This window comes from Pseudomonas sp. 5Vm1k (genome assembly GCF_056161485.1).
Map to the genome: position 1 here is coordinate 498830 of NZ_JBSPCZ010000002.1, position 18563 is coordinate 517392.

Consider the following 18563-nt stretch of genomic DNA (forward strand, 5'->3'; position numbering starts at 1 on the left):
GTTCCATGACTATTCGTGCCTCACGTTTTGCCCCTACTTGCCTGGCGAGCCTGCTCGCTGTCTTCGCTTTCGGCTCGGCCCAGGCGGATGAAGTCCAGGTGGCTGTCGCCGCTAACTTCACCGCGCCGATCCAGGCGATCGCCGCTGATTTCGAAAAAGACACCGGGCACAAACTGGTGGCAGCCTATGGCGCGACCGGTCAGTTCTACACCCAGATCAAGAATGGCGCGCCGTTCGAAGTGTTCCTCTCGGCGGACGACACCACCCCGCAAAAACTTGAAACCGAAGGCGATACCGTAAAAGGCTCGCGCTTCACCTACGCCATCGGCACGCTGGCGCTGTGGTCGGCCAAGGAAGGTTATGTCGATGCCAAAGGCGAAGTCCTGAAGAAGAACGAATACCAGCACTTGTCCATTGCCAACCCGAAAGCCGCGCCATATGGCCTGGCCGCGACCCAGGTATTGGCCAAAGAAGGCCTGACCGACAAGGTCAAGGACAAGATCGTTGAAGGCCAGAACATCACCCAGGCCTACCAGTTCGTTTCCACCGGCAACGCTGAGTTGGGCTTCGTGGCCTTGTCGCAGATCTACAAAGACGGCAAAGTCACCAGCGGTTCGGCGTGGATCGTTCCGGCGAGCCTGCACGACCCGATCAAACAAGACGCGGTGATCCTCAATAAAGGCAAAGACAACCCGGCCGCCAAGGCTCTGGTTGAATACCTCAAAGGTCCGAAAGCCGCTGCCGTTATCAAGTCCTACGGTTACCAACTCTAAATGACGCTGACGAGTGCCGATTTTTCCGCCATCTGGCTGACCCTGAAACTGGCGTCCCTGACGACCGTCATCCTGTTGGTTATCGGCACTCCGATTGCGTTATGGCTGTCGCGCACCCGTTCCTGGTTGCGCGGCCCGGTCGGGGCGATCGTCGCCCTGCCCCTGGTGTTGCCGCCCACGGTGATTGGCTTCTATTTGTTACTGGCGCTCGGGCCTCACGGCTTCGTCGGCCAGTTCACCCAATCACTGGGGTTCGGCACCCTCACATTCAGTTTTGCAGGGTTGGTGATCGGCTCGGTGCTCTACTCGATGCCGTTCGTAGTGCAGCCGCTGCAAAACGCTTTTTCCGCCATTGGCACCCGCCCCTTGGAAGTCGCCGCGACGTTGCGCGCCAATCCCTGGGACACCTTTTTCAGCGTGATCCTGCCCCTGGCCCGTCCCGGTTTCATCACCGCCGCGATTCTCGGCTTCGCCCACACGGTCGGCGAGTTCGGCGTAGTGCTGATGATCGGTGGCAATATCCCGGACAAGACCCGCGTGGTGTCGGTGCAAATCTACGATCACGTCGAAGCCATGGAATATGCCCAGGCCCATTGGCTGGCCGGGGCAATGCTGGTGTTCTCTTTCCTGGTGTTGCTGGCGCTCTACTCCAGCCGTAAAACCAAAGCGGGCTGGAGCTGATCGATGATTCAAACCCGTCTGAAATTGAGTTACTCAGGGTTCGCCCTCGATGTGGATCTGCAATTGCCCGGTCGCGGCGTCACTGCCTTGTTCGGCCATTCCGGCTCGGGCAAGACCACCTGCCTGCGCTGCATCGCCGGGCTGGAGAAAGCCGAAGAAGGCTTCATCCAAATCAACGATGAGGTCTGGCAAGACAGCAGCCGGAAGATTTTCGTCCCGCCGCACAAACGCGCGCTCGGTTACGTCTTTCAGGAAGCCAGCCTGTTTCCACACCTGTCAGTGCTAGCCAACCTGGAGTTCGGCCTCAAGCGCATCCCGAAACTGCAGCGCCGGGTCAATATGGCTCACGCCACCGAACTGCTGGGCATCGGCCATCTGCTGGACCGGCACCCGCAGCATTTGTCCGGCGGCGAGCGCCAACGCATCGGCATCGCCCGTGCCTTGCTCACCAGCCCGAAACTGTTGCTGATGGACGAACCGCTGGCAGCGCTGGATAGCCAGCGCAAAAACGAAATCCTGCCGTACCTGCAACGGCTGCACGATGAGCTGGACATTCCGGTGCTCTACGTCAGCCACTCCCAGGATGAAGTGGCGCGGCTGGCCGACCATATTGTGCTGCTGAGCGATGGCAAGGCGCTTGCCAGCGGCCCGATCGGTGAAACCCTGGCCCGTCTCGACCTGCCACTGGCGCTGGGTGACGACGCTGGCGTGGTAATTGAAGGACACGTCAGCGCCTACGACAGCGCTTATCAATTGCTGACCTTGCAACTGCCCAATTCCGCTCTGAATTTGCGCGTGCCCCATTCGCCAATGACCGAAGGCCAGGCCCTGCGCTGCAAAGTACAGGCGCGGGACGTCAGTCTGAGCCTGCACAGCGTTGAGCAAAGCAGCATTCTCAATCGCCTGCCCGTCACGGTCATCAGTGAACTGAGCGCCGACAACGCCGCCCACGTGCTGATTCGGCTGGACGCTGGCGGCACACCGCTGCTGGCGCGGATCACTCGCTACTCCCGGGATCAGTTGGGCATCCACCTCGGCCAGCAACTTTGGGCGCAGATCAAGGCAGTAGCAGTGCTGGCCTGAATCTGTTGGCACCACGGCGATAGCGCGCGGTCAATGGCTGTACAAGCCCTCGATTCGATGCCAAGGACTACCGCCATGCCCGATACCGCGCTGACCGATGTGTTGCCACCCGACCTGCATTACGTCGATGACACCCAGCCCGGCATCACCCGCAAGAAATTGCGCGGCAAGTTCTGTTATTTCGATCCAACCGGCCAGCGCATCACCGATCCCGACGAAATAAAGCGCATCAACGCCCTGGCGGTGCCGCCGGCCTACACCGACGTGTGGATCAGTGCCGACCCGCGCGGTCATCTGCAAGCCACCGGCCGAGATGCCCGGGGGCGCAAGCAATACCGTTATCACACGCGCTGGCGCGAGGTGCGTGATGCCGACAAGTATTCGCGACTGCGCGACTTCGGCCTGGCGCTGCCGAAATTGCGCAAGCAACTGGAGGCCTTACTGGCGGCGCCCGGCTTCAGCCGCGACAAAGTCATGGCCACGGTTATCACCTTGCTCGACGCGACGCTGATCCGCGTCGGCAACACTCAATACGCCCGGGACAACCGTTCCTATGGCCTGACCACACTGCGTAATCGACACGTGGAGGTCAATGGCAGTGCGATCCTGTTCCAGTTTCGCGGCAAGAGTGGCGTCGAACATCAGATCACCGTGAAGGACCGGCGTCTGGCGCGGATCATCAAGCGCTGCCTGGAAATCCCCGGACAAAACCTGTTTCAGTACCTCGACGAAAACGGCGAGCGCCACACCGTCACCTCCTCCGACGTCAACGCCTACCTGCAAACCCTCACCGGCGCCGACTTCACCGCCAAGGATTACCGCACCTGGGCCGGCAGCGCGCTGGCGTTGGCAGTGTTGCGGGAACTGCAATGGGAACCGGAGTCCGACGCCAAACGGCACGTGGTGGAGATGGTCAAGAATGTCGCCAAACAACTGGGTAACACCCCGGCAGTGTGCCGCAAGTGCTACATCCACCCGGCGGTGCTGGAGGGCTTTTTGCTTGGCGCCTTAGCGCAATTGCCGCGCCCGAGGGTACGCAAAGGACTGAGGGTCGAAGAAGTCGGGCTGGCGATCTTCCTTGAAAAAATGGTCGCGGCCGCCCAAAAGTCCTGACGTTCACTCTGTAGGAGCTGCCGAAGGCTGCGATCTTTTGATCTCGTTTTTTACAATCAAGATCAAAAGATCGCAGCCTTCGGCAGCTCCTACGGGGGCTTGATCGAGTTCAAGTCTTCGTCTAGCCTGACCACCCTCACCTCCCCAGGACGCCCGCAAACGTGAACAACTAAGCCTTCCAAAATGTTTCCGCGACAAGCCGCCAATGGCGCTTGTTGGTTTTTCGACATTTTCTGGAGGTGCCGATGACTCACGTCACGCGTCTGCCTGCACTCGTTTCTCTGAACCAATTGGGTTTTCAGTTCGCCAATGGCGAGATTATTTTCGATTCACTGAACCTCAGTTTCGACCGCATCCCCACTGCCATCGTCGGCCGTAATGGCATCGGCAAAAGCGTCCTTGCGCGATTGATTGCCGGGCAACTCAAGCCCACCGCTGGCAGCCTGACTTGCCAGGGAAGCATCGCCTATGTGCCGCAAACATTTTCAAGCACCGAAGGACAAACTGTCGCCGACGCCACCGCTTGCGCACCAGCGTTCAAGGCCCTCGGCCGGTTGAATCTCGGCCTCGCCTCAAGCGAAGATTTCGACACCCTTGCAGACCGCTGGGACCTGCCCGAGCGCCTGCGTCTGTCGCTGGATGAGGCGGGACTGGCTGACATCGGTCCCGAGCATCTGACACAAACCCTCAGCGGCGGACAACAAGCACGTATCGCCTTGATCGGCGCCCTGCTGGGGCGGGCGCAGTTGTTGGTGCTGGATGAACCCACCAACCACCTGGACGCCGACGGGCGTTGCTGGCTGATGCGCAAGCTTGAACAATGGCGCGGTGGCTTGATCGTGATCAGCCATGACCGGCAGCTACTGAACCACATGCAACGCATTGTCGAACTGACTCCGCTTGGGCCCAAGGTATTTGGCGGCAATTACCAGGCGTTCCAGGCTCACCGAGAGATCAACCAGGCTGCCGCCCGAATGGTCCTTGATCAGGCCCGTACCGAGCGCAATCGCGAACGCAGCCGGTTGCAGCGCGAGCACGACACCCTCCAGCGTCACGCTGCCGGAACCCTGAAAAAGGCCGATACCGCCAATGTTTCAAGTCCTGAGCGGGCCAGGATGAAAGGCTCGGCCAGGGATGCCATGGGGTCGGTGCGCCAGGCGCATCAAACCCGCAAAAACGGGCTCGATGCACAGGTACGGGAAGCCAATGCCAAGGTGCTGCCCGAAGACTGTGTGGTGGTGAGCCTGCCAGGCACCGTCGTGCCGACCAATCGGCAGGTGCTGACGCTGGTGGATGCGCAACTGCCCTGGTCTGCGTCCCGACTCACGTTGTCGATTTCAGGTCCTGTGCGCATCGCCGTAAGCGGACTGAATGGCTGTGGCAAATCCACCTTGTTACGCATGCTGGCCGGCGAATTCCCGCCCCGTCGCGGCCAATGCATCACCCATGTACCCAGCGCCTTTCTCGATCAGCAACTGGCCTTATTGGACGATCAACGTTCCATCGTCGAGCAACTGGGACTGCTCGATACACCGTTGACCGAAGGGACGTTGCGCAGTCATTTGGCTCAGTTGCAACTGGATGCGCGCCGAGTCACCCGGCCAAGCGGCTCTCTCAGTGGCGGCGAACGCCTCAAGGCGGCCGTCGCCATTGCGCTCTGGCGCAAAATACCGGCACAGCTTTTGTTGCTTGATGAGCCGACCAATCACCTGGACCTTGAGTCCGTCCAGGCCTTCGAACAGGCATTACGGGATTTTCCGGGGGCGATTATCGCGGCATCCCACGACCCCGCGTTTCTCGCGGCGCTGGCACCGACTCATACGTTGAAGTGGCACCCGATGGGTTGGCAGTTCAAACCTTTTGACGATTTATCAGGCATTCAACCGACGAACTGACCTGCCTATTTTTTGCACGATCGCAAAGGGCTTCTATAGTTGATCTGAACACGAATCAGCTACGGTGGTGCCATGGAAGACATTTTCGTTGTGAAACGTTGCAACAAAATCATCATTCATGGCCGCCGGGCCGGAGAAGTGAACCACGCGCCACCGGACGCCGCCGTCTGGTACCGCATCGCCGATACCCGCACCCGCGGCTTTATCGGTGACGGCTACGATCATGAAGAAGACGCCCGACGTGAGTGCCATCAGCTCAATGCCCGCTCACAAGTGACAGCCCGGCAAAGCTGAAATGGTTCAAGATTTTTTACCGGGTCTATACTGAAATCAGCTGAAGGACCAGCGACCCCATCGGCAGAGAGCTCGCATCAGCGGGCTTTTTGCTGCCACTGCCAGGTTTGCTTTAAATGGAGGTGTGTCATGTCTGAAAAAGAGTCCATCACCACCCTTCTCACTCTGCTTGACTCCCGTCAGGCTCGTCTCGCGGCCGCTTGCAAAGAAATTGCCGACTGGGTCGATCATCAAGGCGGGCATCCTACGGCACTTAAAATTCGTGACCGGCTGAACGACATCGAGAAGGACGCACCGCTGATTCGCAGCACGCTGTCTTCTCTGCGCCCTGTCGAACCACCGCTGCCCCGGTTTAGATAATCATTAAGGACAGGCCTGATTCAGGAAGCATGAACGGCGACCGCCTGGTCACCGAGAGCCTGCCTGCCTGATAGCCTCCTGCTATACCCGCAACCCGGCCTCGCGCTGGGCTTTTTTTTGCGCCATTGCTTTCACATCCTGTTCACAACCAACGCCCTACTGTGAAACCACTCCTTTGAAGAATCCCTTGGCCCGCCCGCATGCGGGCCTTTTTTTTGCCCTTGGGTTCACTAACGAACGCTGCCGACGACTGGAGGTCAAACAATCACACGTCACGAAGGAGACGTTCCAATGGTCACTCACTTCAAAGTCGGCGGGCACCTGGCCTGCGGTCACACAGGCAACAACCTGGTTTCGAGCAAAATATTGACCCAGGTGAAATGCAGAAGCTGCCGCAACACCGATGCGTTCAAGGACGCACGTAAAGACGAACGCAATGCGGCGCGTCGCGCAGCGCGCAAGGCCAAGGTAACTCATACAGCCAATGATTGGCGGGCGGAATGGGTTCAAAGGCTGACCGATATGGCGGGGCTGCAAAGGTTGCCACGCGGGTTCAGAGGCCAAGCGTTTGTTTAGCACACAATTAAAAAGCCGTGATCAAAAATGATAAAGGCCTGCATGAGAAACCTCATGCAGGCCTTTGATCTATAACGGATAAAACATTACTTAGCCGCTATCATTCCTTTGCAAATACTCTCCACAAGCCTCAAGCCATCCGGGCTACTGAAGAAGTTGAACGATTGCTTCACTTCACCGGCGTACATGGGGTTTGTCGCCACCTCTTTGATGGTCTTCTCCATGTCGGGAGTGATGTCCGCTTTCTGCTGAAGGATGAACTTTTCCACGGAAATTCCCGCATTGGGATTTTGTTTTGCACACACCTGAGTAGCGGCTACAACCGTAACCGCAGTGTCGTGGTCTGCAACAGCGTCACTCATCGCCTGAGTTGAATAGACGCATGCGCCGACAATCATCGCCATGCTTAGGCGTGCGAACATTTTATGCAGGACCATTCGGATCTCCAGCGCTCAAATTTATTGGAATCAATACCAAGACTGGAACGTATCGGCCAGATAGGCCGGCTCCTTGAGCGCATCCAACAGAAATGATCAAAAATTACTGACCGGAAACAAACAAGGGTTTGCATCAGCTTTCGCCCGCAAACCCTTGATTTTAGATGGTGCCCGAAGCCGGAATCGAACCGGCACGCCCTTACGAGCGGGGGATTTTAAGTCCCATGCGTCTACCAGTTTCGCCATTCGGGCGGTAGCGCGGTGAAGCAGTCTGAAAGTTGCCACTTGAAGCTTGGCAGTTCCGACGCTTGTGCAGCAGAGGTGGAAATATATACATCCCTCCCCCGTGAAGCAAGTTCGCATATGTCCTTTTCAAGACTAAATCTTGCAGGACAGCGAAAATAAAAAAGCTCCGTAGATCAAGGATCTACGGAGCTCGTTTAAAGTGGAGGCCGAGGTCGGAATCGAACCGGCGTAGGTGGATTTGCAATCCACTGCATAACCATTTTGCTACTCGGCCTCAAACATCTGATGTCAGTAGCACGACACCAAATGCATACAAACGCTGAGCTTCGAGAGATAATCGAATCATTCTCTAACTCGTTGAAAACATTGAGCTTTTTAAGCCGTCAGTGCTTTCGATGGCGTGAATTATGTACTGATTTCCCGAGGCTGGCAACCCCTTGATTTCAAAAAAATTTCTTCCGGGTTGATCACCCCGGTTTCACGCCTCGTCGCCGTTTGCTCTTCAGAATTTGCCACCCAATGGATACTCCACCGCGAGCCGAATCTGGTTGGCATCCAGTTCAGCCTGGGCCGCATTCCCTCGATGGACGGCATGGCGCAAGGTAAACGCGAGGTTTTTCGCTGCGCCTGATTGCACCACGTATTTGGCCTGGACATCGCGCTCCCAGTGTTTACCCCCCTGCCCGTAACCCAGCCATTTGTAACCGCCATTCGGGTCCATGTGGCTGCTGTCGATGCCGCTGCCGCGGACATAGAGTGCGCCGAAGGTCAGGCCGGGGATGCCATAGCCGGCCAGGTTCAGGTCGTAGCGGGCTTGCCAGGACGCTTCTTGCGGGGCGTTGAAGTCGGACAAGGCCACGGCGTTGCTCAAGTAGATCGCGCCTCGGGTGACGTAGTCGTAAGGCGTGTCGCCATCGACTTTCTGATAGCCCAGACCAAAACTGTGGGAGCCGGCCTTATAAGTCGTCAGAAAACTCCAGGTGGTGTTGTCGATCCGGCCGGACAAAGCTTTGCCGGTGTCCTGGGTGCGATACAGATTGAGGTCAAAGGTCAGGTCCTGGCCGTCCGCTATCGGCTGGGTGTAGACCGCGCCCAAATAATGCTGACGCCAGGTGTCGGCATAAACCGCGCTGAACAGGCTGGCATTCAGCCCTTTGACCGCGGTGTTGCGCACGCCTACCAGATCGAAGCTGTCGCCCTGCTTGCCATTGGAGTAATTGACCACAAACCCTTGGTCATGACTGGTGGCGTTACGGTCAGTGCTTTCGTTGAAGTGACCGCCGTATAGCGTGGTGGCGGGTAATTCGCGGCTGGTCAGCAACCAGCCGGTGGCGGTTTCCGGTAGCAGGCGGCTGTCGGACGAGCCGAACACTGGGGTTTTCACCCGCTGCTCGCCGTAACGCAGTTCAGTCGAGGAGAAGCGCAATTTGGCCACTGCGCCACCGCGACTGAATTCATCCTTGGGATGGCCGTCATTGTCCACGCCAAGCAACCGCGCCTTGCCGGCCCGCCCGCCTCCGCTGTCCAGTTCCCAGCCGGAATAGGCGTGAGCGTCGAGACCAAAACCTACGATGCCGCGTGTATAGCCAGAGGCGAAATCGGCCATCAAGCCGTAGGCCCATTCTTCGGCGAGGTCGCTACGCTGGGCGCGCGGCTTGTAGGCATTGCGTGCGCCGTTGCTCAGGGCACCGTGTTGATAGTCGCGCCGGTCGTAGACGCTACGGTTGAGCAGGCTCCACTGGCTGTCTTCGACAAAGCCTTTTGCGTTGTCTTGCTCTGAAGCCAGGGCGAGCAGCGACTGCCCGCCCAATGCCAAGAGCAGGGTGTGTGTCGATAGGATTTTCACAGGGCAACTCCACGAAATTCAGGGTCTGCAAGGTGTCCCGCCAGATGCGGGACACCCTTGGTCAACTCAGAGGTATTTGAGGATCGCGATGTCGCGACGGCGCTGCTTGAGGCTGGCGAACCAGCGCGTCGGAAAGAACATCAACACGCCGAGGATCGCGCTCCACAGCCACACCGTCGGCAGGTTATCGAAGCCGTAATACGCGCCCTGATTGGCGCCCCAGATTGCAACGGCTACCAGGTACATGGCCTTGAGCACGTATAGATGCAGCAAATAGAAGAACATCGGCGCCCCGCCGTAGATCGCCAGCGTCGCGGTGGACCAGCGATCCTGCAGCTTCTCGAACAGCGCCAGCAGGAGGAGGCCCAGACCGAGGGTCGGCATCAGGAACATCAGCGACGGCGGATACTTCTTCGCACTCATGAAGCTCATGAACGTGCGCAACGAATCCCCCGTCTGTACCCACGGCTTCTCGCCATAGACGTTCAGGTAACGGATAAACACGAACGCTACCAGCAAGCCCACGCCAAGTTTGACCAGACGTGAAATCCGCTCCGCCGGTTCCATGTCCTTGCCGAACCATGGCCCGATGGCCCAGCCCAGCAGGATCACGCCGATCCACGGCAGCACCGGATACGTCGTGCGCGCCCGGGTGAACTCGGTGATGTCGATAAACACTTTCTGATGCAGGATCGACCACGGCACATAGAATGGCGATTCCGGCCCGACCACCACGTTATCGAACAGGTTATGCCCGGCGACGATGACCAGCCCCAGCACAATTAACCAGCTGCGTTTGAAGTGCAGCAACCCCGCGAGCACGATCATGCAGATGCCGATGCACCAGATCACTTGCAGCCACAGGGTCTTGGGCGGGAACTCGGCGTTCCAGGCGAAGCAGACGAAGGTGATTTCCAGGAACACCAGGAAGAACCCGCGCTTGAGCAGGAACACCGAGGTCTCGCTGGCGGTGTGTTTCTGGCTGTAGAGCCAAGCCGACAGGCCAGTGAGGAAGATGAACACCGGGGCGCAGATTTCGCTGAGCATGCGGGTGAAGTACAGGTCCGGCGTGACGCTCAAGGCGTCGATCGGGTCGGTGACCTGACGGTGCAGCAGAAAGGTTTCTCGCACGTGGTCAATCAACATCAACAGCATGACAAAACCGCGCAGGGCATCGATTGCCAACATCCGGGTGTTGGCTTCTACCGCGGGGGTGGCCAGCGCCGGGGAAATACTTCCCGCCTGCCCGGCCAATCCTGAAGATTGGGACATAGTGGTGACTCCTTTAGGGGGCGACGAATCAGGCCTGTTTCTTTAACCGGGCAACTTCAGAGGCCGGCAGCTGCGACGGTGCCCGTGGCAACGACGGCTTGCCCTCGGCCCGGTAGAACGACAGCGTGGAGCTGAAGCTCTTCAGGTCGTACGGCTCGGCCTTGCCTTGGGGGCTGACGCGTTCACCGGGCGTGCGGTCCTTGTATTCGACGGCCACCACATACGTGCCCTGCCAGGGCAACTCGAAGCTGACCTTGCCCGACGCATCGGTGCGCTGGGTGAAGACTTCGCCGGAGCCGGTTTCCAGCATAACGTCCTGATCCGCCAGCGGTTTTTTCGAATAGTACACTTGGAACTGCGCCTTGTTTGTGTCAACGATGCCGGTGGGCACGATGTCCAGGGTCAGTTCCGGGGTTCGCCCGCGCAAATCGCCGACCCATCGGGTTGCCGGCGTCCAGTGGGTTTTCAGCGTCTTGTCGGCTTCGTGCAGGTCGAAGATCGGATAATGCGGATCTTGGGCCAGAAGTGAGTCATCGCTCTTGGCCTGATGCGCCACCGCGAACGCCTGACGCTGCAAGGTCAGATTCAATGGTTTCGAATTGTTGCTGATCGACCATCCCCTCAGTTGCTGGAACCGGTCCATCCCGCCCGGCGTCACCTCCAGCATGTTCTTGTCGTATTCCCCGTAGTACAACGCCAGCGGTTGCCCTGGTGGCTGTTCGTACCAGATCTGATGCGCCTCGCTGCTGCCAGCCAGCAGGAAAACGCCGTAACCCAACAGTGCTTTTGCGTTGCTCATTCGCATTTTTTTGGCTCCGATTGGTGTTATTCAGCGATTCGTTACAGCCGCTTCATCCTCCCGAAATCAGCGACATCACAAACCGCGCCCCTCTCTCTGTACGCATTACAGCGCGAAGACTTTTGCGCGTTGTTCTGAAATCAGTGCGTGAGGGGCTATCGGAAACTGTTTTTACGGCGGGAAACGGTGGTTTATGCGGCTTGCGCCAGGATGAGGCGGGATAGGTGGTTCTAGCGGACTCATGTCCAAACGCGGTGCATGCAGCACTAAAAAACAATGTGGGAGCGGGCTTGCTCGCGAAGGGGCCGTGTCAGTCGACATTTCTATCAACTGACACGGCCCCTTCGCGAGCAAGCCCGCTCCCACAGGGAAATTGGTGTTGGGGGTGGGAATGCTGCCAGTCAGTGCCGCAACAACTTACGCAACGGCACGCCGTCCTTGAGCACAGGCGACTTGATGACGATGTAGCTGAAGTACTTGGAGATGCCAATGTTCTTGTCCAGCAGGCTTTCGATGACTTCCTGATAGTGCTGAATACTGCGGGTCATGAAACGCACCAGATAATCGTAGCCACCACTGATCAAATGGCATTCGAGCACTTCATCCACCAGGCGAATGTTGGACTCGAACTTGGCGAAGTCTTCGCGCTTGTGGTCGCTGAGGGTGATTTCGGTGAAGACCGTCACTGAATCGGTGATTTTCGCCAGGTTCAGGTGCGCCTTGTAGCTGGAAATATACCCGGCCGATTCCAGCCGTTTGACCCGTTGCAGGCAGGGGCTGGCCGACAATCCCACGGCATCGGCGAGGCTGACGTTGGTCATGCGCCCATCCTTTTGCAGCTCAACCAGGATGCTGATATCGATTCGGTCCAGTTTTACTAAACCTTCCATTGCGTACCTCTTGACTGCCGTTTGTAAGACAATCTTCTAGCAAAATCAGCGCCGTAAAGACAGCTGATGCTGAGCCACCAGATCCGCCATGCTGTTGATGCAGTAATCCGCCGCGCACGGTGTCGGGTGTTTGACCCGGCCGCGACAGATCAGGCACACATCGCTGACCGCCTGCCGACTGGCGGAAGGCCGGGTCACTTGCAGAATCTCGCCGGGCTTGTACGCGTTAACTTCTAGCCATTGCGCGTCCTGCAATGGATCGCTGGCCAGCGAGATAAAGTCATCGGGCATGATCCCCAGACGTTCACAAAGCTGCCCGCGGTCCTCGGCGTCCCGGTCGCCCTGCACCAGCAGGCGATAGAACTTGCGCAGGTACAACATTGCCCCCGGCGCGTCCTCGAACAGCGACCAGCCGGCCACCGAACGGGCGAAGCTCATGCCCTCCTCCCAACTGGCTTTCAGGCCCCAGCGCTCGGCCAACTGGCGATGGGCGAAACACAGCAGTCCACTGAAGCCTAGCTCACCGAAGCGCGGATACAGGGCACGCACCACCTCGCCGTATTCAGCCAGCACCTGTTCCTTGTCCGGGTGCCCGCCCCGGCTGTCGAGCAGCGGTTGCAACGCCGCCCAGACCCCCGAGTCGCGATCGACCAGGACTTCATCGCAATCGATGAGCAGCGCGCGATATTCAGTCAGCCCCATGGTGTGCAAAGCCTCCGATGATGCATTCCATCAATCCATGCTCCATAAACGCTCACGGGCGCTGCCTTGCAGCAGCGCCCGAAGCTTGCAGGAGCTCAGTTCAAGACGCGTGCCAAAGCGGCTTCGAGAATTTGCAGCGCTTCGTCGACCTGGCTTTCGGTCGCCACCAGTGGCGCGAGGAACCGCAGGACGTTGCGGTACACGCCGCACTTGATCACCAGCAAACCGCCCTTGCGCGCTTCATCGATCAGCCGCTGATTGAGGTCGGCGTCTGGCGTGCGCGCCTCATCCGGTTTGATCAGCTCAATCGCCAGCATGAACCCGGCGCCGCGCACGTCACCGATTTGCGGGTGACGGCTCTGTAATTTCAGCAGTCCCTGACGCAGACGCTCGCCCAACGCTTCACCGCGCGCCAGCAGCTGTTCTTCCTCGAACGCATCGATCACCGCCAGTGCCGCCGCGCACGACAACGCGTTGCCGCCGTAGGTGCCACCGAGGCCACCGGGCAGCGGCGCATCCATGATCGCGGCTTTGCCGACCACACCCGACAGCGGCAAGCCACCGGCCAGGCTCTTGGCGACAGTCACCAGGTCTGGCTGGATGCCGGCGTGCTGGAAACCGAACCACTTGCCGGTGCGGCCGAAACCGGTCTGGATTTCATCGAGGATCAGCACGATGCCGTGCTTCTCAGTCAGTGCGCGCAGGCCTTTAAGGAACTCTACCGGCGCCGAGAGGAAACCACCGTCGCCCTGCACCGGTTCAATGATGATTGCGGCGACCCGCTCCGGCGCCACTTGAGTAGCGAGCAATTCGTCCAGTGCCTTGAGCGCCATGTCGCTGGTGACGCCTCGATAGGCATTCGGATACGGCGTATGGAACACCTCCGGTGCGAACGGCCCGAAGTTCTGTTTGTACGGCTGGCTCATGCCGGTCAGCGTGGTGCCGAGCAAGGTGCGACCGTGGAAGCCGCCACGAAACGCAATCACCGCCGAACGATTGGTATGCGCGCGAGCGATCTTCACCGCGTTTTCCACGGCCTCGGCGCCGGAGGTGAAGAACGCCGCTTTATAGGCTTCTTTACCGCCGATCATTTCGCACAGGCGCTGGGCCAGGTCCAGATAAGGCTTGTACGCGACCACCTGGAAACAGGCATGGGAGACCTTTTGCAGTTGCGCTTGTACCGCCGCGACCACTTTCGGGTGGTTGTGGCCGATGTTCAGCACGCCGATGCCGCCGACAAAATCCAGGTAGCGCTTGCCGTCCACATCCCACAACTCGGCACCTAGGGCGCGATCGATCACCAACGGGTGAGCGGTGACCAGGCCACGCGGCACGAATTGATCGCGCTGACGGAGCAAATGAGGGGTTTCGTCGACTTTGCTATTCATGGCATTTCCCATCGTGAGTCCGGCAACCGGGAGGTGGTTGCGATGGTGTTCAGATTAAGGCTTGAGCGAAACGAACTACGCCGAACTTGGCCCCTGAGAAATTCGGATCGACTGTTTTCACCCTGCCAAACGGCAGATTCCTTCAGCCCGCCGAATCTGCCGCAGCCTTGGCGATACAACGTGGCCCGAGCCGTTTAACCCGGCGCTTTCGACAGATCCTGCGCTGGCATTGCGCGATGATGAGAGCACCTTCATCCATTCAGGAATTGCCCATGGCCCTGCTTTATAAAGCTGACCCCGTGCGCGGCGAACAGTGGCAAGCGCTGTTCGCCGAACACGCCCCGGATATCGAATGGCGCGCCTGGCCGGAGATTGGCGATCCTTCGCAGATTGAATACCTGGCCGCGTGGCAGGCGCCGGATGATCTGCAAACGTTGTTGCCGAACCTGAAGGTTTTGTTTGCGCTGTCCGCTGGGGTCGATCAATTGGACCTCAGCCGCATTCCGGCGAGTTTGCCGGTGGTGCGATTACTCGATCCGGGCATCACCCGTGGCATGTGCGAATACGCCAGTTTTGCCGTGCTCAGCCTGCATCGGGACATGCTGCGTTATCGGCAGCAGCAGATGGCGCGGTGTTGGCAGGCGCACTTGCTGCAACCGGCGAGCAAGCGTCGGGTGGGGGTGATGGGGCTGGGTGCGCAGGCGCAGCAGATTCTGGCGACATTGCAGCCGCTGGGGTTCGCGTTGAAGGGGTGGGCGCGCAGTGCGCATCAGGTTGCGGGCGTGGATTGTTATGCCGGTCGCGAGCAACTGCCGGCGTTTCTCAGCCAGTGCGACATTTTGTTGTGTGTGTTGCCGCTGACGGATCAGACCCAGGGAATTCTGGATCGAGAGCTGTTCCGACAACTGCCCCACGGTGCGGCGTTGATCAATATGGGGCGTGGTGGGCATTTGGTGGAAGGTGATCTGCTGGAGGCGCTGGACAGCGGACAACTCAGCGGCGCGGTGCTGGATGTGCTGCAGCAGGAACCGGCGCCGGCGGATCATCCGTTCTGGGCGCATCCGCAGATTCTGCTGACACCGCATATTGCGGCGATGACTCAGCCAGAGAGTGCGTTTGGGGTGTTGTTGGAGAATATTCGGCGGTTTGAGCGAGGCGAGCCAATGGTGGGCCAGATCGACCGCAGCCAGGGTTACTGAACAAAACCCATAACCCCTGTGGGAGCGAGCCTGCTCGCGAAGACGGAATGTCAGTCAACTTGCATGTTGAATGTTAGTCCGCCTTCGCGAGCAGGCTCGCTCCCACACTGAGTCGATGTTTGACAGAGAACTTCTTAGCGGCGCAAATCCCCTGTGGGAGCGGGCTTGCTCGCGAAAGCGGTGTGTCAGACGACATTAATATTGACTGGCACGACGCCTTCGCGGGCAAGCCTCGCTCCTACAGGGGGGGCGGGCGAGAGGTTAGAGAATGTCGGCGATGGCTTTGCCGACGTCTTGCGTCGAGCCCTTCCCGCCCAGATCCGGGGTGATCGGCCCGTCCGCAATCACTCGTTCAATCGCCTGCAAAATCCCATCATGCGCCGCGCGATAGCGTTCATCGCCATTGCCGAGGAAATCCAGCATCAACGCCCCAGACCAGATCATCGCAATCGGATTCGCGATGTTCTGCCCATAGATATCCGGCGCCGAACCATGCACCGGTTCGAACAACGACGGAAACCGCCGCTCCGGATCAAGATTCGCCGACGGCGCAATCCCAATGGTCCCCGCACACGCAGGCCCCAAATCGGAAAGAATGTCGCCAAACAAATTCGACGCCACTACCACATCAAACCGATCCGGTTGCAGCACAAACCGCGCGCACAGAATGTCGATGTGCTGCTTGTCCCAGGTGATCTCCGGGTACTTCGCCGCCATCAATGCGGTGCGCTCATCCCAATACGGCATGCTGATGGAAATCCCGTTGGACTTGGTCGCCGCCGTCAGCCGCTTGCGCGGTCGGGTCTGGGCCAGGTCGAAGGCAAATTTGAGAATCCGGTCCACGCCACGGCGGGTGAACACCGATTCTTGCAGCACGAATTCATGCTCGGTGCCTTCGAACATCTTGCCGCCGACCGAGGAATATTCGCCCTCGGTGTTTTCACGGATCACCACAAAATCAATGTCCCCCGGTTTGCGTCCGGCCAACGGGCACGGCACGCCGGGAAACAGTCGCACCGGGCGGATGTTCACGTACTGGTCGAAGTCGCGGCGAAACTTCAGCAACGACCCCCACAACGAAATATGGTCCGGCACCTTGTCCGGCCAACCGACGGCACCGAAGTAGATCGCGTCGAAACCCTTGAGCTGTTCGAACCAGTCATCGGGCATCATCTGCCCGTGTTCCAGGTAGTAATCGCAATGCGCCCAGTCGAGCACTTCGATGCTCAGATCCAGTTGCCATTTCTTCGCCGCTTGCTCCAGCACCCGCAACCCTTCCGGCAACACTTCCTTGCCGATGCCATCGCCGGCAATCGCGGCGATTCTGAATGTCTTGCTCATCAATATGCCTCCCCCAGTGTCTGTGAATTACAGCCCGCCGATGTGGAAGGCTTTGACTTCAAGGTATTCATCCAGGCCGTACTTGCTGCCCTCGCGCCCCAGACCGGATTGCTTGATACCGCCGAACGGCGCGACTTCCATGGAAATGATCCCGGTGTTGAGGCCGACCATGCCGAACTCCAGCGCCTCGCCAAAACGCCATGAACGACGCAGATCCTGAGTGAAATAGTAGGCGCCCAGACCGTAAGGCGTGGCGTTGGCCAACGCGAGGGCTTGCGCTTCATCGGTAAAGCGCATCAGCGGTGCGACCGGGCCGAAGGTTTCTTCATTGGCCAACAGCATGCCGGCGTGGGTGTCGCCAAGCACCGTGGGCTGGACGAACTGGTTGTCGCCCTCGGGAATACCGCCACAGAGCAATGTCGCACCCTGACTCAGCGCATCGTCGATGTGCCGGGCGACCTTGCTGACAGCGGCCGGGTTGATCAGCGGGCCGATGGTGACGTCGGCGTCGAGGCCATTGCCTACCTTGAGCTTGCCGACCTCCTCCACCAGGCGCTGGGCGAAGCGTTCGTAGATGCCGTCCTGCACCAGAATCCGGTTGGCGCAGACGCAGGTTTGCCCGGCGTTGCGAAACTTGCTGAGCATGATCCCCGCTACTGCCTGCTCCAGGTCCGCGTCGTCGAACACAATAAATGGCGCGTTACCGCCCAGTTCCAGGCTCAAACGCTTGATGTGTTCGGCGCTCTGGCGCATCAGCAAGCGGCCCACGGCAGTCGAACCGGTGAAGGAAATCTTGCGCACCGTCGGGTTGCTGGCCAGCTCTTCGCCGATACTGGCGGGCATGCCGGTCAACACGTTGAACACCCCGGCCGGAATGCCGACGCGCTCGGCCAATACCGCTAAAGCGAGGGCCGACAGCGGTGTCAGGTCCGATGGCTTGACGATAATCGGGCAGCCCGCCGCCAATGCCGGTGCGCATTTGCGGGTGATCATCGCATTAGGGAAATTCCACGGTGTGATCGCTGCGCAGACGCCCACCGGTTGTTTGAGCGTGAGCAATCGACGGTCGCCGCTGGGGGCCGGCATGGTTTCGCCGTAGACCCGCCGGGCCTCTTCGGCGAACCATTTGACGAAACCGGCGCCGTAGCGGATTTCGCCTTTGGCTTCGTTCAGTGGTTTGCCCTGCTCGCAAGTCATGATCAGCGCCAGGTCGTCGAGGTTGTCGATCATGGCCTGATACCAGCGCTCCAGCAGCGCCGCACGCTCGGCGGCCGGACGTGCGCGCCAGGCCGGCCAGGCTTTGTCGGCAGCCTCAATGGCGCGTCGGGTTTCTGCGCCTTGCATGGCCGGCACACGGGCGAGCAACTGGCCGCTGGCCGGGTCGATAACGTCCAGGGTCGCGGCGTTATCGGCGCCGATCCACTGCCCGTTCACATACGCGAGTTCTGCCAGAAGGCTGGGGTCTTTCAAACAATTCTTGAGCATGGTCGAGTCCTGATCCGAGACATGCTCCAGTCTAGGGAGGTGTGGCAGATGAGGATGCTGAAAGCGATTTGAGGACAGTGTCGGATGCTGAAATTCGCCGCGCCACAGCAGATGATCGTTCCCACGCGCAGCAAAGGAATGCCTCAACGGACGCTCCGCGTTCGGCTCTGGATGGGACGCGGA

18 protein-coding genes and 2 tRNA genes are annotated in these 18563 nt (G+C 59.2%); 9 read left to right on the forward strand and 11 right to left on the reverse strand.

The window, feature by feature from the left end:
• The first annotated feature begins 5 nt into the window (after positions 1 to 5).
• The 8 genes from modA (at position 6) to ACWIKB_RS06055 (ending at position 6775) form a co-directional block, all read left to right on the forward strand.
• Positions 6 to 773, forward strand: coding sequence for a molybdate ABC transporter substrate-binding protein (gene modA / locus ACWIKB_RS06020; RefSeq protein WP_054050541.1), 768 nt, complete (start codon positions 6 to 8; stop codon positions 771 to 773).
• Positions 774 to 1454, forward strand: coding sequence for a molybdate ABC transporter permease subunit (gene modB, locus ACWIKB_RS06025; protein WP_163910289.1), 681 nt, complete (start codon positions 774 to 776; stop codon positions 1452 to 1454).
• A gap of 3 nt (positions 1455 to 1457) precedes the next feature.
• On the forward strand, positions 1458 to 2537 hold the full coding sequence (modC, locus tag ACWIKB_RS06030) for a molybdenum ABC transporter ATP-binding protein (protein ID WP_475265777.1): 1080 nt from the start codon (positions 1458 to 1460) through the stop codon (positions 2535 to 2537).
• Between the two features lie 75 nt (positions 2538 to 2612).
• Positions 2613 to 3650, forward strand: coding sequence for a DNA topoisomerase IB (locus tag ACWIKB_RS06035; RefSeq protein ID WP_475265778.1), 1038 nt, complete (start codon positions 2613 to 2615; stop codon positions 3648 to 3650).
• Between the two features lie 245 nt (positions 3651 to 3895).
• Positions 3896 to 5545: an ABC-F family ATP-binding cassette domain-containing protein gene (locus tag ACWIKB_RS06040; RefSeq protein ID WP_475265779.1), complete on the forward strand. Its 1650-nt coding sequence runs from the start codon at positions 3896 to 3898 to the stop codon at positions 5543 to 5545.
• Positions 5546 to 5617: 72 nt separating this feature from the next.
• Positions 5618 to 5839: a hypothetical protein gene (locus ACWIKB_RS06045; protein WP_054050533.1), complete on the forward strand. Its 222-nt coding sequence runs from the start codon at positions 5618 to 5620 to the stop codon at positions 5837 to 5839.
• Between the two features lie 129 nt (positions 5840 to 5968).
• The gene (locus ACWIKB_RS06050) at positions 5969 to 6199 is read left to right on the forward strand and encodes a hypothetical protein (protein WP_054050531.1); all 231 of its coding nucleotides are present in this window, start codon (positions 5969 to 5971) and stop codon (positions 6197 to 6199) included.
• 291 nt (positions 6200 to 6490) lie between these two features.
• Positions 6491 to 6775, forward strand: a complete 285-nt coding sequence (locus tag ACWIKB_RS06055; protein WP_475265780.1) for a hypothetical protein — start codon at positions 6491 to 6493, stop codon at positions 6773 to 6775.
• A gap of 86 nt (positions 6776 to 6861) precedes the next feature.
• Here the strand turns inward: ACWIKB_RS06055 and ACWIKB_RS06060 are convergent, their stop codons facing one another.
• The 9 genes from ACWIKB_RS06060 to gabT all read right to left on the reverse strand — a co-directional run bounded on the left by ACWIKB_RS06060 (position 6862) and on the right by gabT (position 14355).
• Positions 6862 to 7212, reverse strand: coding sequence for a hypothetical protein (locus ACWIKB_RS06060; RefSeq protein WP_475265781.1), 351 nt, complete (start codon positions 7210 to 7212; stop codon positions 6862 to 6864).
• Positions 7213 to 7377: 165 nt separating this feature from the next.
• Positions 7378 to 7464: transfer RNA gene (locus ACWIKB_RS06065), tRNA-Leu, on the reverse strand.
• Positions 7465 to 7658: 194 nt separating this feature from the next.
• Positions 7659 to 7732, reverse strand: a tRNA-Cys gene (locus ACWIKB_RS06070).
• A 228-nt stretch (positions 7733 to 7960) separates the two neighbouring features.
• Entirely contained in the window at positions 7961 to 9304 is a 1344-nt protein-coding gene (locus ACWIKB_RS06075; RefSeq protein ID WP_475265782.1) for an OprD family porin, read from the reverse strand.
• Between the two features lie 66 nt (positions 9305 to 9370).
• Positions 9371 to 10576 (reverse strand): acetyltransferase domain-containing protein, encoded by a 1206-nt coding sequence (locus tag ACWIKB_RS06080; protein WP_475265783.1) that lies wholly within the window; start codon positions 10574 to 10576, stop codon positions 9371 to 9373.
• 28 nt (positions 10577 to 10604) lie between these two features.
• Positions 10605 to 11375 carry a DUF4198 domain-containing protein gene (locus ACWIKB_RS06085; RefSeq protein ID WP_475265784.1) on the reverse strand — a complete coding sequence of 257 codons (771 nt, stop codon included), beginning with the start codon at positions 11373 to 11375 and terminating at the stop codon, positions 10605 to 10607.
• A 401-nt stretch (positions 11376 to 11776) separates the two neighbouring features.
• On the reverse strand, positions 11777 to 12265 hold the full coding sequence (locus ACWIKB_RS06090) for an Lrp/AsnC family transcriptional regulator (RefSeq protein WP_008055821.1): 489 nt from the start codon (positions 12263 to 12265) through the stop codon (positions 11777 to 11779).
• A gap of 45 nt (positions 12266 to 12310) precedes the next feature.
• A complete protein-coding gene (locus ACWIKB_RS06095) occupies positions 12311 to 12967 on the reverse strand; it encodes an HAD family hydrolase (RefSeq protein WP_475265785.1) in 657 nt (218 codons plus the stop codon).
• 95 nt (positions 12968 to 13062) lie between these two features.
• Positions 13063 to 14355 carry a 4-aminobutyrate--2-oxoglutarate transaminase gene (gabT, locus tag ACWIKB_RS06100; protein ID WP_475265786.1) on the reverse strand — a complete coding sequence of 431 codons (1293 nt, stop codon included), beginning with the start codon at positions 14353 to 14355 and terminating at the stop codon, positions 13063 to 13065.
• 272 nt (positions 14356 to 14627) lie between these two features.
• Between gabT and ACWIKB_RS06105 the strand changes: the two genes are divergently transcribed.
• Entirely contained in the window at positions 14628 to 15554 is a 927-nt protein-coding gene (locus ACWIKB_RS06105) for a 2-hydroxyacid dehydrogenase (protein ID WP_475265787.1), read from the forward strand.
• Positions 15555 to 15815: 261 nt separating this feature from the next.
• Here the strand turns inward: ACWIKB_RS06105 and ACWIKB_RS06110 are convergent, their stop codons facing one another.
• Together ACWIKB_RS06110 and ACWIKB_RS06115 are read right to left on the reverse strand one after the other, a co-directional pair.
• Positions 15816 to 16895: a tartrate dehydrogenase gene (locus ACWIKB_RS06110; protein ID WP_163910351.1), complete on the reverse strand. Its 1080-nt coding sequence runs from the start codon at positions 16893 to 16895 to the stop codon at positions 15816 to 15818.
• Between the two features lie 27 nt (positions 16896 to 16922).
• Positions 16923 to 18380: an NAD-dependent succinate-semialdehyde dehydrogenase gene (locus ACWIKB_RS06115; RefSeq protein WP_475265788.1), complete on the reverse strand. Its 1458-nt coding sequence runs from the start codon at positions 18378 to 18380 to the stop codon at positions 16923 to 16925.
• Between the last annotated feature and the right edge of the window lie 183 nt (positions 18381 to 18563).

Excerpts from the sequence above, each read along its gene's own strand:
- modA (WP_054050541.1), top strand. The coding sequence starts at position 6 with ATGACTATTCGTGCCTCACGTTTTGCCCCTACTTGCCTGGCGAGCCTG.
- modB (WP_163910289.1), top strand. The coding sequence starts at position 774 with ATGACGCTGACGAGTGCCGATTTTTCCGCCATCTGGCTGACCCTGAAA.
- modC (WP_475265777.1), top strand. The coding sequence starts at position 1,458 with ATGATTCAAACCCGTCTGAAATTGAGTTACTCAGGGTTCGCCCTCGAT.
- ACWIKB_RS06035 (WP_475265778.1), top strand. The coding sequence starts at position 2,613 with ATGCCCGATACCGCGCTGACCGATGTGTTGCCACCCGACCTGCATTAC.
- ACWIKB_RS06040 (WP_475265779.1), top strand. The coding sequence starts at position 3,896 with ATGACTCACGTCACGCGTCTGCCTGCACTCGTTTCTCTGAACCAATTG.
- ACWIKB_RS06045 (WP_054050533.1), top strand. The coding sequence starts at position 5,618 with ATGGAAGACATTTTCGTTGTGAAACGTTGCAACAAAATCATCATTCAT.
- ACWIKB_RS06050 (WP_054050531.1), top strand. The coding sequence starts at position 5,969 with ATGTCTGAAAAAGAGTCCATCACCACCCTTCTCACTCTGCTTGACTCC.
- ACWIKB_RS06055 (WP_475265780.1), top strand. The coding sequence starts at position 6,491 with ATGGTCACTCACTTCAAAGTCGGCGGGCACCTGGCCTGCGGTCACACA.
- ACWIKB_RS06060 (WP_475265781.1), bottom strand. The coding sequence starts at position 7,212 with ATGGTCCTGCATAAAATGTTCGCACGCCTAAGCATGGCGATGATTGTC.
- ACWIKB_RS06080 (WP_475265783.1), bottom strand. The coding sequence starts at position 10,576 with ATGTCCCAATCTTCAGGATTGGCCGGGCAGGCGGGAAGTATTTCCCCG.
- ACWIKB_RS06085 (WP_475265784.1), bottom strand. The coding sequence starts at position 11,375 with ATGAGCAACGCAAAAGCACTGTTGGGTTACGGCGTTTTCCTGCTGGCT.
- ACWIKB_RS06090 (WP_008055821.1), bottom strand. The coding sequence starts at position 12,265 with ATGGAAGGTTTAGTAAAACTGGACCGAATCGATATCAGCATCCTGGTT.
- ACWIKB_RS06095 (WP_475265785.1), bottom strand. The coding sequence starts at position 12,967 with ATGGGGCTGACTGAATATCGCGCGCTGCTCATCGATTGCGATGAAGTC.
- gabT (WP_475265786.1), bottom strand. The coding sequence starts at position 14,355 with ATGAATAGCAAAGTCGACGAAACCCCTCATTTGCTCCGTCAGCGCGAT.
- ACWIKB_RS06105 (WP_475265787.1), top strand. The coding sequence starts at position 14,628 with ATGGCCCTGCTTTATAAAGCTGACCCCGTGCGCGGCGAACAGTGGCAA.
- ACWIKB_RS06110 (WP_163910351.1), bottom strand. The coding sequence starts at position 16,895 with ATGAGCAAGACATTCAGAATCGCCGCGATTGCCGGCGATGGCATCGGC.
- ACWIKB_RS06115 (WP_475265788.1), bottom strand. The coding sequence starts at position 18,380 with ATGCTCAAGAATTGTTTGAAAGACCCCAGCCTTCTGGCAGAACTCGCG.